Here is a 14,181-nt window from a genome sequence, read left to right on the forward strand (position 1 = left end):
TTACGACGGCGACGAGGCCGAGCTCGGCCAAGCATCGTCGCCCAGCAGCGCGAGCAATGCGCGGAGCGTTGGCGCAGGTGTGCTGATCATTCCGCGGAGCAGCTGCTCGAGGCCCGCGGCCAGCCGGCCGATGCTCTCGGAGTCAAAGCGGGCGAGGTCGTACTGGATGTAGATGTCGAGCCCCGGGCCCGGCATGCCAACCACCGCCAGCGCATAGTGGGTAGGCCCGCCGCCTGCAAATCCCAACTTCACCGTGAGCCCGCCACTGCCGGGGATGCGGAGATCGAGAGGGTAATTCTCGAACACCACCATGGTGCGAAAGAGCGGGCTCTCGGCAGGGACCGCGGCGGCTCGCTGGAGCTCGGCCAGGGAGAGGTGCTGGTGCTCGCGCGCCTCCACCTGCTCCGCCTGCAACCGGCGCAGCCACGTCCAGACGTCCTGGCGCTCGTCGATACGGGCGCGCGTCGGCAAGACGTTGATGAAGAGCCCGACCATGTCCTCGATCCCGGGAACACCGACCTCACGCCCCGAGCTCGTCGTGCCAAACAGCACGTCCTTTCGACCGGAGCTCCGGCCTAGCAGCAACGCCCACGCCCCATCGAGCATGGTGTGCAGCGTGATGCGCTCGGCATCCGCCGCGGCTCGCAGCCGGGCCGTCGTGCCTTCATCCAGCTGGATCTGGTGCACGCAAACGCCGCGTGCACCGGCCGGCTGGCTCCGCTCCATGACCAGCGGGGTCGGCGCCTCCACACCGTGCAACGCTCGGTGCCAGAACGTCCTCGAGCGCTCCAGGTCCTGTCGCTCGAGGAACCGGAGATAGCTGTCGTACGATCCCGCCACGCGTGTCCCGGCTCCGGCGACTCCCGGGGGCCGGCCTCCCCGCGCGTCCTGGTAGGCCTCGAACAGGTCACGCAGGATTACGCCGAGGCTCCACCCGTCCGTCAACACGTGGTGGGAGTCGTAAATCAGCTCGTAGCGCTCGTCGGCGGTCCGGATCAGCGTCAGCCGCATGATCGGAGCGGCGTCGAGCGGCAGCCCGCGGGCGACGAGCTCGTCGCCGAGTGCGGCGAGCCTCGCCTCTCGATCCGGCACCCCGCGCCAGTCGCGCTCGTCCCAGGGCACCGGCACGTCTCGCAGCACCACCTGGACCGGCGCCGCCAGGCCGTCCCACAAGAAACAGCTGCGCAGCAAGGGGTGCCGCCGGACGACCTGCTCCCAGGCCGACCGGAGCGCGGCGACGTCCAGCGCTCCCTCGAACGTGAGCGCCGCCTGCGTCATGTACATCCTCGACCATCCGGCGTTCAGCGTCTCGAACAGGATCTCCCGCTGCAGCGACGTGAGCGGATAGATCGCCTCGAGCTTCGAGCGCCCGGTCTCGCCGAGTCGGTCAAGCACCACGCGCAGCTCCTGGGGCAGAAGCCCGGCGAACGGGAAGTCGCTGGGCGTGAAGCCGCCGGCGCCGAGCGCCGCGCCGTGGCGGATCAGGCGCCCGAGCTCCTCGACGAGCTCGCTCGCGAGCCGCTCCACGGTCGCGGTCTCGTGAAGATCGCGGCTGTAGCCGAAGACGACCGCGAGGCGATCCCCGGCCACCACGGCGTTCACCTCGAGGACGTGGCTTCGCGTCCCACCCCCGGCCTCCCGCGGGCCCGCGCTCTCCCACGTGAGGCGAAGCCCGCCGGCGGCGTCGCGCTCGCCACCGAGGTGTCCCAGGTAGTTGAAGTTGATCTGCGGCGCCGGCCAAGGCAGCGCCGCTCCCTCGTCGTTCAGGTGGCGCAGGAGGCCATAACCGATGCCTCGCCGCGGCACCGCCCGGAGCTGCTCCTTGACCGCCACGAGCGCGGCGGCCAGGTCATCGCCGTCGGGTAGGCGGAGGCGCACCGGGAACAGCGACGTGAACCAGCCGACGGTACGGGACAGATCCACGTCGTCGAACAGCTCCTCGCGCCCGTGCCCCTCGAGATCGACCCAGACGTCGAGCGAGCCGGTCCAGCGCGCCACGGTCCGCGCGAGGGCCGTCAAGAGGACGTCCTGCACGCCGAGGTTGTACGGCCTCAGCGCGTCCGCGATCAGGGTGCGGGTCTCCTCCGGCGAGAGGGACACGACGATCTCCGCGGCCGACTCCCTGCGGTTCTGGCCGGTCGGCCGATCGACGGGGAGCGCGGTCGGCGGCGCGAGCGCCAAGATCGCGCGCTCCTCCTCGAAAGCCGCGGTGCGGGCGTACGCGGTCACGCGCTCCGCCCAGCGCTTGAACGACGTCGTCTTGGCCGGCAGCCGCACGGCCTGTCCCGCGGCGAGCTGCTGATAGGCCGTGGACAGATCCGGGATCAACACCCGCCACGAGACGGCGTCGACGACCAGGTGATGAATGACCCAGAGCAGCCGGCCCGACCGATCCGTCCCGGTCCCCGACGAGCCCAACGTGAATAGCGCGGCCCGCATCACGGGGCCGGCCGAGAGGTCGAGGCTGCCTTGCAGGCGCGCCGCGACCTGGTCCAGCGCCGCGCGCTGCGCGCCGGCCGCAAGCGACGAGAGATCCACCACCTCGAGTGCGACCTCGCCCTGCGAGGCAAGCCCCTCCTGGAGCCAGGACGATCCGCTGCGCACGAACCGCATGCGCAGCGCGTCGTGGTGCGATTGCACGTGCTCGAGGGCCTGCCGCAAGAGGTCGGAGTCCACGTCGGCAGGCGTCTCGAGGAGGAATGCCTGGTTGAAGTGGTTCGGCGCCGAGCGATCCTGCGCGAAGAACCAGCGCTGGATCGCGGTCAGCGGCACCGGGCCGGAGACCGCGCCCTGGTCCGCCGAGGCGGCCTGTGTCCCCACCGCCGCGGCGAGCTGCGCGATGGTCTGGTGCTCGAAGACCTGGGCGGCGCGGAGCGCGATCCCGAGCTCCTGCGCTTGCGAGATGACCTGGATGCTGCGGATCGAGTCCCCGCCCAGCTCGAAGAAGTTGTCGTGGATCCCGATCCGCTCGAGCCCGAGGACCTTGCACCAGACCTGGGCGAGCTTCCGCTCCGCCTCGGTCCGCGGCTCGGCCGGCTCCTCCTGCGCGCCCGGCGAGCGCTCCGGCGGCGGCAGCGCCCGCACGTCCACCTTGCCGTTGAGGGTGAGCGGTAGCGCCGGCAGCACGACGAGCGCCGCGGGCACCATGTACGGCGGCAGCACCTCGCGCAGCTCTCGGAGGAGCTCCGCGGCCAGCTCTCGATGCCGGTGGCCCAGCGCAGGATCGTCCGGCGGCGTCGGGTGGACCGGGGTCACGTAGGCCACGAGGCGAGGCGAGGCGCCCTCGGCCTCGCGCACGATCACGACGGCGTCGCGCACCTGCGAGGACGCGCGCAGCGCGCTCTCCACCGCCCCGAGCTCGATCCGGTGGCCGCGGATCTTCACCTGATGGTCCACGCGGCCGACGAACTCGAGCACCGGCGGCCGGTCATCGCCCCCGCGCAGGCGCACGAGGTCCCCGGTGCGGTAGAGCCGCCCGGTGCCGAACGGGCTCTCGATGAACTTGCGCGCCGTCAACTCGGGCCGCTTGAAGTAGCCACGCGCCACGCCCACGCCGCCCAGCCACAGCTCGCCGACCACGCCGGGCGGCGCGAGCTGGCCGAAGCGATCCACGACGTACGTCGTCAGGTTGGGGAGCGGCCTGCCGATCGACGGCGTGGCCCCGTCGGCCACGCAGCGCGTGGCGGTGGCCAGGATCGTCGCCTCGGTGGGACCGTACACGTTGATGAACCGGCGCCGGCGCCCCCAGCGCGCGACGAGCTCGGCCGTACAGCGCTCGCCTCCGACGAGGAGCGTCTGCAGCGCGGGCAGCTCGGCGTCCGGCAGCGCCGCGAGCACCGAGGGGACCAGCACGATATGCGTGATGGCCTCGCGCGCCATCAGCTCGACGAGGCCGCCCAGATGATCGCCCTCGCGGGGCGCGAGGTAGACCGCGCTGCCGGAGCAGAGCGCCGTAAATAGGTGACCGAGCGCACCGTCGAAGTTGAGCGAGAGCGCGTGCGCGTGACGCGCGCCGGGCCCGGTCTCCATGATCCGGATGAACGCCTCGATGGCGTTGACGAGCCCGCGGTGCTCGATCAGGACGCCGTTGGGCCGCCCGGTCGAGCCTGACGTGTACAAGAGGTAGGCGAGGCTCGTCGGCGTCGCGCGACGCCGCGGCCGGTAGCCGGGCTCGCCGGCGAGCTCGCGATCGATCTCGATCAATTGGGCGGGCGTCTCGGGCAGCGCGGCGCGCAGGGACGCATCGGTGAGCACCACGGGCGCGCCGGCGTCCTCGAGCAGGAACGCGAGGTGTGATCGCGGGTGCTCGGGGTCGAGGACCACGAAGGCCGCGCCGGCCTTGAGGACGCCGAGCAGGCAGGCGATCAGATCGGCCCCGCGCCGCAGGTACACGCCCACCCGCACCTCGGGCCCGACGCCGGCTTTGATCAGGCGGTGGGCAATCCGGTTGGCGCGCAGATCGAGTTCCCGGTAGCTGACGGCAGCGCCGTGGGGCCCCGCGGCCGGGTCGCACAGATCGACGAGGGCAGGCGCATCGGGGGTGCGGTCGACGTGCGCCTCGAACAGCTCGTGAATACACGCCTCGCTCGAGAACGGGGCATCGGTCCGGTTCCACTCGACCAGCAGCTTTTGGCGCTCGTCGTCGGTGAGCATCGGAAGCTCAGCGACCGAGCAGCCGGGGTCGGCGACGGCGGCCTCGAGCAGGCGCTCCAGGTGCCGGGCCAGTCGGTCGATGGTACCGGCGTCGAACAGGTCGGCGCTGTAGTGGAGATCGAGCGTGAGCTCGCCTTTGCCCTCGATCACCTCGAGGAGCAGATCGAGCTCGCTCGACGCCTGGCGCGCGTGGACGACCGAGAATCGCGCCCCGCCGGCCAGGACGGGCGCACCTGTCATGAGGTCGCCGCCCTCGGCGGGAAGCGCCTGTCCCTGGAACACGAACGCTGCCTGGAACACGGGGGCGTGGCTGGGATCACGGCTCGTGAGCAGATCCTTCACCAGCCAGGGGAACGGGTAGTCCTGCCGGTCCATCGCGGCCAGCACTCGATCGCGGGTCGCGTGCGCCAGGGACAGGAAGTCCGGCGGATCGCTCGCGTCGAGCCGCGAGCGGATGACGAGCTGGTTGACCATGTACCCGAAGGTGCCGGTGAGCTCGGCCCGGTCGCGCCGGGTCACGCCGAAGCCCACGCAGAGGTCCTCCTGGCCGGTGTAGCGGTGGAGCAAGACCTCGTAGGCCGCGAGCAGGATCGTGGCGAGGATCGTGCGCTGGCTCTGCGCGAGCCTGCGCAGCTCGTCGGTCAGCGCCGCCCCCAGGACGTGCCGCCGGGTCTCGACGAGGAACGGCCGACCCGCGGTGCGCGCACGATCGGTCGGGAGATCGAGGACCAGCGGCGCGCCCGCGAGCTCGTCGAGCCAGACGTGGCGCAGCTCGTCGGCGCGCTGCGCGAGCAGATCGCGCTGCCACCTCACGAACTGCTCGTAGGTGTGCTCGACCTTCGGCAGCGGGTCCGGCCCGCCGTCCGCGGCGTACAGCTGGACCAGCTCGCGCAGCATCACGGCCACGGACCACGCGTCGATGGCGATGTGGTGCATGCACAGCAGCAGCACGGACTCGCGCGGCCCCATCCGGTAGAGACACGCCCGGAACGCACCTTCCACGGCGAGGTCGAACGGGCGCTGCTGCACCGCGGCGGCGGCGCGCAGCACCTCGGCCACGCCCTGCCCCTCCGCGTCGATCTCGACGAGCGGGACGGCGCGATCCGCGTGGACGCGCGCGCGCGGGACGCCGTCCACCTCCGGATACGAGGTGCGCAGCGGGGCGTGCCGGTCGACGAGCGCCTGCAGCGCTCGGCGGAGCACCGGGGCATGCTCGGACTCCGACTCGATGCGCAGGGCGACGGCCACGTTGTAGCCGGCGTGGTCGGGCGCGCTGTGCTGGATGAACCAGAGCCCCTCTTGCTCGGCGGACAGCCGGTCCGCCCAGGGGTCGCCGGCCGGGGACGCCGGCGCGGCGCCGTCGTCGTGCAGGCTCGTCGGGTCCAGGTACTGCACCAGCGCCGCGATCGTCGAGCGGTTGAAGAGCTCGACGAGCGGGAACTTGAGGCCGAGCTCGTCGCGCAGCCGGCGATGGATCTGGACCATGCCGATCGAGCTTACGCCCAGATCGAAGAGCGATCGATCGAGCTCGACCGTGGCCACCCCCAACCGCTCGGCGACGATCGCGGCGATCCGCGCGGCGAGCTCGTCGCGATTGCGGGGCGGTGCCGCGGCGCGCGGCGCCTCGCCGGTCAACGCGATCTCGCTCGACTGCTCGGCGCGCGCCTGCTCCGCGGTGATCCCGCCGACCAGGAGCGCATGGACGATCTCCTGACCGGGCTCGAGCAGGGATCCGAGCGGCCCGCGCGACACGCGGCCGACAGGACACATCCCGACGCCGAGCCCGGCCGCGCGCTCCATCCAGCGCTGGCCGAGGCGACCCGCCTGATGCCGCGTCTCCGGGCCGGGCGCTCCGATCAGGAGCAGCGCCGCCGGCGCCCCCGCCGCGATCGCCTCGTTGAGAGGGAAGTCCTCGTCGGCCAGCGCCTGCGTGCCGAGCCGCTCCCAGGTCGCCGGCGCCGCGCCCGGCCGGTAGATGCCGCGCGGCAGCTCGGCGAGGTCGTGACGGACGACCAGCCAGGTGCCGAGCGGGGGCGCCTCGCTCGGCCGACACGGCTCGGCGAGCCCGAGCCGGCACAGCGGGGTCAGCCCCGGCGGCGCGACGGTCGCGGCGAGCGTGTCCGCGAGCGCGACCCCGAGCGCCGCGGCGCGCTCGATCAACAGCTCGGCCAGGTACCCGCCGTCGAGGCACGCGAGCGCCTCCGCGAGTTCGCCGTACCGCGCCTCGATGCGCCCTCGCTCGACCGCGAGGTGCACGGCGAACGGCGCCTCCGCGGCGAGTGATCCGAGCGCCACGAGGCAATGCCGCGCCCGATCGTAGCCGTAGCGCCCGCGCGCGAGCCCCGCGATCCCGTCAGGGACGTCGACGATCGCGTGGACGGCGTAGAGGCTGCCCGCCGAGGCGTAGCGATACTTCGGAAACGGATCGCGGTCGGACGCCACCGGCGCGAGCACCGCGAGGAGCCCACCGACGAGCTCGCGATCGAGCGCGCCCGCGGCGCCGGAGCGCTGGGGCGCCGTCGTCGCGATCTGGTGGAGGGCGTCGGCGCGCGGCGCCTCGCCCTCGAACGTGCGGTAGCTCTTGCGCGGCCACGGCGACGCCAGCGTCGCGGGCGGGAGGTCGAGCACCCCGCTCGCCGCGTCGAACGCGAATCCTGCCTCGAGCTTGTGCCGGGCGTGCCCCTGGCCAGGAGCCTGCGCCTTGGTGCCGGGCTCGACCTTCGCCTCGCCGAGGTCGAGCGCGGCCAGCGCCGCGCGATCCACCTTGCCGTTCGACGTCAGCGGCAGCGCGGACAGGACCTGCAACTGCGCGGGCACCATGTAGCCCGGCAGCCGCTCGGCGAGCCAACGCTGCACCGCCTCGGGGACCAGCCGCTGCTCGTCGCCCGGCTCCACGTACGCGACCAGCCGCCGCGCGTGGCGATCTCCCCGCGCATCCACGAGCGCGCGCCGAATCTGCGGATGCTGCAGCAGGTGATGCTCGATCTCGCCGAGCTCGATCCGGTAGCCGCCGATCTTCACCTGGTGGTCCTGCCGGCCGAGGAACTCGATCGTGCCCTCCGGCTGCCAGCGCCCCAGATCCCCCGTCCGGTACAGCCGCTCGCCCGTCATCGGGTGCGTCACGAACCGCTCCGCCGTCTGCACCGGATCCCCGTAGTAGCCACGCGCCAGCCCAATGCCGCCGATGTAGAGCTCACCGGCCACCCCGACCGGCCGCGGATGCAGCCGCTCGTCCAGCACGTGGAACGTCTGGTTCCGCATCGGCCGGCCGTACGGGATGCTCACCCAGCTCGGATCGACCTGATCGATCGGATACCAGATCGACCAGATCGACGCCTCGGTCGCGCCGCCCAGGCTCACCACCCGGCAGCCGGGCGCGCGCGCGCGCACGCGATCGGGCAGCGTCACCGGAATCCAGTCCCCCGAGAGCAGCGCGAGCCGCAGCGTCCCCGGCAGCGCCTCGGCGTGCTCCACCAGCATCTCGAGGAGCGCGGGCACCGAGTTCCAGATCGTCACGCCCTCGTCCCGCAGCCACGAGAGCCACCGCTCGGGATCGCGCAGCGTCCCGGGCTCGGGCAACACCAGCGTGCCCCCCGCCCCGAGCACCCCGAACACGTCCCACACCGACAGATCGAACGACATCGACGACAGCCCGAACACCCGATCCGCGGGCCCCACGGCGTACTGCTCGTTGACGTCCAGGATCGTGTTGAGCGCGCTCCGGTGCTCGATCGCGACCCCCTTCGGCCGCCCGGTCGATCCGGACGTGAAGATCACGTACGCCAGATCGGACGGCGCGCGCAGCGGCGAAAGCGGGCCGGCGTCGTGCGCCATCCACGGCTCCTCCTCGCCGATCGTGATCACCGTGATCCCCGCCGGCCACACCGCACCGGCGTGCCGCCGCTGCGTCAGCACGATGCGCACCCCGCCCTGCGCAAGCAGCTCGTCCCGCCGCGCCTCCGGCAGCTCCGCCGCGATCGGCAGGTACGCACCGCCGCCGTGCAGCACGCCGAGCGCGCCCACGACCTGCTCCCAGCCCTTGTCCATCACGATCGCGACCAGCTCGTCGCGCGCCACCTCGTGCGCGCGAAGCTCCCGGCCGAGCCGCCGCCCGAGGCTCACAAGCTCGCGATACGTGAGCCGGCGCTCGGCGTCGACCACCGCGAGTGCGTCCGGACAGCGCCCGGCCTGCGCCTCGATCAAGTCGTGGAGCAGCCCGTCCCCGGTCGCGCCGGCCGTCGCGTTGATCGCGGCGAAGCGCTCGCGCTCGCGCCGCGGGGTCGCCAAAAGGTCCGGCGCCGTCCACGCCTCGTCGCGCTCGGCCAGCGCGCGGATCAGATCGAGGTACGCGTCGATCATCACGTCGATCATCCCGGCGGGGAACAGGCCGGCGACGACGTCCCAGTTGATCTGCAGCTCGCCGCGCAGCTCGAACACCTGATGATCGAACCAGACCTGCGGCGTCTGGGCGATCCCGTACGGCTCGGAGGCGAGCTCGACGCCCGACATGACCTCATCGCCGAGCAGCTCGCCGACCCCCAGGCCGCTGGTGAACACGACTGGAAACCGCGCGGCCTTCGCACCCCGCTGGCGCGCGAGCTCGCGCATCACGTCCACGCCGCTGACCAGCGCGTGGTCCATGCTCTCGAGCAACCGGTGCTGCTGCCGGCGCGCCCGCTCGAGGAAGCTCGTGCCGCCGGTGAGGTCGACCTCGACGAGCAGCACCGACGTGAAGTCGCCCACAATTTGGCCGATCTCGGCGTGCACCGGCGGCCGGTTGAAGTACGTGAGGTTGACCGTGAAGTGCGGCGACCGGCTGTACGCCCCGAGCACCTCACTGAACGCGGCGAGCAGGACGTTCGACGGGGTCAGCCCGTGCCGCGTCGTGCGTGCCTCGAGCGCGCTCCACGTCGCGGCATCGAGCCTTCGCGCGTGGTGCTCGAAGCGCGGCACGCCGATCGCCTCGGGGGGCACCGCGAGCGGCAGCTCCGGCCCGGGCGGCAGCGTGCCCGCCCGGTCGCGCCAGTACGCCCAGTCGCGCTCGCCGCGCTCGCTGCTCCGGGCCTCCGCAGACCACCGGACACAGTCCCGGAACGTGAGCGCGAGGGGTGCGAGCTCGGTGGCCTCGTCGCTGTAACAGCGCACCACCTCCTGCAAGATCACCTGGATGCTGTGCATGTCGGCGATCAACGCATCCAGGCCGATGAACAGCCGGACCACCCCCTCGCCGAGGCGCGCCGCGCAGAGCTCGAACAGCGGCCAGCGATCCGCCGGCATCACGCGGTGCGACATCGCCTCGCGCAGCTCGAGGAGCCGCGCCTCGCTCGGCGGCTCGACGAGCTCGATCGTGAACCGCGGCACCTCGGCGAGCACAACCTGCCGGCCATCGGCGTCGATCACCGCGCGCAGCATGTCGTGGCGCGAGATCACCTTGTCGAGCGCGCGCTCGAGGCGCGCCACGTCGAGCCCGCGCAGATCGAGCTCGGCGTACGCGTGAGCCGCGACCCCGCCGAGCTCGTAGAACGAACCGCGGCCTACCCAGTACGCGAGCTGGAGCGGCGTGAGCTCGAACGGCTGATAGCGGGCGTCAGGATCGAGCTCGAGCGGCGGCAACCCCGCGATCTCGCCGGTGGCGGCCGGGAGTGGTGCGAGGTGGCTGGCGAGCGCGGCGATCGTCGGGTGCTCGAACAGCTCGACGATCGTGAGCTCGCGCCCGAGCGCCTGCTGCAACCGCGCGCGGACCCGGGTCAGGAGCAGCGAGTGTCCGCCTGCGTCGAAGAAGTTGTCGGTGAGGCCCACCGACGGGACCCCGAGGACGTCCTGCCAGATCTCGCGGATCGTCCGCTCCAGCTCGGACTCCTCCGCGGCCGGCGGCTCCGCCGCCTCGTCACGATCCACGGTCGGGGCCGGCAGGCGGAGCCGGTCCACCTTGCCGTTGGGCGACATCGGCAGCGCGGGAAGGACGACGAACGCCGACGGCACCATGAAGTCCGGCAGCGTGGCCTTCAGGTGGTCCCGCAGCGCGCGCTGCGAAGGGTTGGGCTCGCCGAGCACCACGTACGCCACGAGGCGCCGGTCGCCCGCGATGTCCTGCGGCACCACCACGCACGAGCGCACGTCCGGGTGGGCCGAGAGCGCGGCCTCGATCTCGCCGAGCTCGATCCGGTGGCCCCGGATCTTCACCTGGTGATCGGCGCGCCCGAGGAACTCGAGGGCGCCGTCAGGCCGGAAGCGGACGAGATCGCCGGTGCGGTAGAGCCGCTCGCCAGGCGAGAACGGATCGGGGACAAACCGTTCCGCCGTCAGCCCCGGGCGCCCGAGGTACCCGCGCGCGAGCCCGGCGCCGCCGATGAACAGCTCCCCCGTCACCCCCACCGGCACGGGCGCGCCGCGAGGATCGAGCACGTGGAGCCGCGTGTTGGCGATCGCCGGGCCGATCAGCACCGGTCCGTCCGTCGCGTCGAGCTTCTGCGTGCACGAGAAGATCGTCGTCTCGGTGGGCCCGTAGATGTTCCACACCGCCCCGGCACGCGCGACGAGGCGATCGCAGAGCTCCCGCGACACGGCCTCTCCACCGGCCACGAGCCGGAAGGAGGGACGGCCTTTCCAGCCCGCGTCGACCAGCATCTGCCAGGTCGCGGGCGTGGCCTGCATGAGCGTGATCGTCGACGATTCGTCGAGCCGGCGGGCGAGCGCGGCGCCGTCGAGCGCGAGCTCGCGAGGCGCGATCTCCAGCCGCGCGCCCGCCATGAGCGGCAGGAAGATGTCCAGCCCTGCGAAGTCGAACGAGATGTTGTTCACGGCGAGCAGGTGATCGGACGCCGCGATCCCGTGCCGCGCGGCCGTGGCGTGGAGCACGTTGACCATGGCCCGGTGGAGCAGCGCGACGCCCTTGGGCCTGCCGGTCGAGCCCGAGGTGTAGATGACGTTGGAGAGGTGATCCGCGGTCGCCAGCGGTGACGGCGCCGTCACCGGCCACGCCGCGATCGCGGCCGCGTCGACGTCGATCCGCACCACGCGCGCCGCGCACGCCGGCGCGGGGCGGGAGCTTCGCGCCTCGGTGAGCAACACCGAAACCCGGGCGTCGTCGATCATGAACGCCAGGCGATCGGCCGGGTACCTGGGGTCGAGCGGCACGTAAGCGCCGCCCGCCTTGAGGATCCCGAGCACGCCCACCACCATCTCCGCGGATCGCTCCACGCACAGCCCGACCAGGACCTCCGGCCCGACCCCCAGCGACCGGAGGTGGTGCGCCAGTTGGTTCGCGCGCTCGTCCAGCGCTCGATAGGTGAGCGCTCGGTCCTCGAAGACCACCGCCACGGCGTCGGGCGTCCGCGCGACCTGGGCCTCGAACAGCTCGTGGACGCAGCGATCGCGCGGGACCTCCATCGCCGTCTCGTTCCACGTCGAAAGCTCGCGCCGCTCCGCGGCGGTGAGCAGCGGCAGCTCCGAGATCCGCCGGCCGGGGTCGGCCGCGAGGCCCTCGGCCAGCACGCAGAGGTGCCCGGCCATGCGCTCGATCGCCCAGGCGTCGAAGAGATCGGTCGCGTACTCGATCGTCGCGGCGATCTGCTCGCTCTCCTCCCGCATCGTGAGGCCGAGCTCGAACTTGGCCGTGCCCTCGATGCCGCCGTCGGGCCGCTGCAGCTCCACGGTCCACGACATCCCCGGGACGGCGAGCTCCGGCAGCGGCGTGTTCTCGAACACGAAGCTGGCCCGGAACAGCGGCGTGAGATCGCGGCCGCGCTCGGCGCCGACAGCGTTCACGATCCGGTCGAAGGGCACGGCCTGGTGCTCGAGCGCGGCCCCGACGATGCCGCGCAGCCGGCGCAGCAAGGTCACGCCATCCGGATCGCCCGACAGATCGCACCGCAGCACGAGCGTGTTCGCGAAGAAGCCGAAGAGCTCGCGCAGCTCCGGCCGCTCGCGCGCCGCCGCGACCGTGCCGATCCCGAAGTCCACCTGCTGCGAGTAGCGGTGCAGCAGCGACGCCCACGCCGCGAGCAGCACCGCGTACAGCGTGCAGGACTCGCGGCGGGCCAGCTCCTTGAGGGCCGCGATCAGCTCCGCCGGGAGCGTGAACGTGTACGCGTCGCCGGCGTGGCTCGGGCCTCGCGCCGCCGTCCGCGACGTCGGGAGCTCGAGCCGCGGCAGCCCCGCGAGGGTCTGCTTCCACCACGCCGTGGACCGCTGGAGGGCCTCGCCCTGGAGCGCCTCCTCTTGCCACCGGCAGAAGTCCGTGTAGCGAACCGGCAGCGCGGGGAGGCGGGCGGGCCGCTCCGCGCGAATGCTCGCGTAGAGCTCGGCCAGATCGCGGAGCAGGACGCCGACCGACCACCCATCGGTGATGATGTGGTGCAGATCGAGGAAGAGGACGTGGTCCTCGTCGCCGAGCGCGACCAGGGTCGTTCGCACGAGCGGCCCGCGGGCGAGATCGAACGGAATCGCGGCGCGCTCGGCCGCGCACCGCGAGAGCTCCGCCTCTCGATCGCCCGCGGGGACGGCGCGCAGATCGATGACCGGCAGCTCCCAGGCGCGAGGGCCGGCGTGCGGGCCGCTGACGAGGCTCGGCCGCCCGTCCAGCTCGGGGAACGTGGCCCTCAGCATCGCGTGTCGCTCCGCGACCGCGGAAAGGCTCGCCTTGAGCGCGACGCGAGCGAGCGCGCCCTTCATGCGCAGCTCGACGTGAACGTTGTAGAGCGCGCTCCCGGGCACCAGCCGATCGAGGAACCAGAGCCGCGCCTGACCGGCCGAGACGGGGGCCGGCTCCGTCTCCGGCGCCGATGCGCGAGGGATCGGCGCTCTGGCGGGGACGTCGCCGCCTCGCAGGAAGGAGATGATCTCCATCTTGCGATCGGCGATCGCCTGCCGGAGCTCCGGCGTCAGCGCCCCCTTGGGCGCCTTGAACACCAGGTTCTCGCCGTCGACACGCAGCGCCACGCCACGGGCTTCGGCGGTGAGCAGGATCTCCTTGACGTTCACAGTATTCCCTCTTCTTGTTCGTCGTCGTCTGCCGCCGAGCTCGGCGTGCCCGGAGGTGATGCGGGCGACTGCAACTGCACCGCGACCCGGAGGCGCTCTTCGAGGAGGTGCTCCCCGATCGCCGAGGCCGTGGGATATCGCCACAGCAAGGTGGCGGAGAGCTGGATGCCGAACCGCGCCTCCAGGCGATGGCGCAGCTCGAGGCCCATCAACGAGTCCATCCCGAGGCTGGTGAGCGGCTCGTCCAGGTCGAGCCGTTCCTCCGGGATGCGCAGCACCTGCGAGACCTGCGCGCGGAGCACCGCCTGCACCAGCGCGGTCCGCTCGGCGGGTCCGGCCATCGTCAGTCGATCGAGCAGCGCGCGCTCCTCCGCGTGCGCCTCGGCGCCCTCCCGGCCGGTGGACCGGAGCCGCGACCAGAGCCGCGATGAGGCCACCGCCGGGTGGAGGTCTGCCCACCGCGACACGTCGAGCGGGACGACGCCGATCTGCGCATGGTCGCTCTCGAGCAGGCGGGCCAGCACCGCGAGGCCCTCGTCGAGGGTC

Annotated in this window: 2 protein-coding genes (1 of these 2 running past the window's edge); both read right to left on the reverse strand. The window is 72.5% G+C overall.

Annotated features, from left to right (window positions below; genetic code table 11):
• Positions 1–13,635: a non-ribosomal peptide synthetase gene (locus KEG38_RS47455; protein WP_272427523.1), complete on the reverse strand. Its 13,635-nt coding sequence runs from the start codon at positions 13,633–13,635 to the stop codon at positions 1–3.
• Positions 13,632–14,181 carry the 3' portion of a type I polyketide synthase gene (locus KEG38_RS47460; RefSeq protein ID WP_272427524.1) on the reverse strand. It continues 19,331 nt past the right edge of the window, so the window shows 550 of its 19,881 coding nt (coding positions 19,332–19,881); the start codon falls outside the window, past its right edge; the stop codon is at positions 13,632–13,634. Before KEG38_RS47460 ends, KEG38_RS47455 begins: the two co-directional genes overlap by 4 nt.

It is taken from the genome of Polyangium jinanense (assembly GCF_028435265.1).
Lineage (GTDB): Bacteria > Myxococcota_A > Polyangia > Polyangiales > Polyangiaceae > Polyangium > Polyangium jinanense.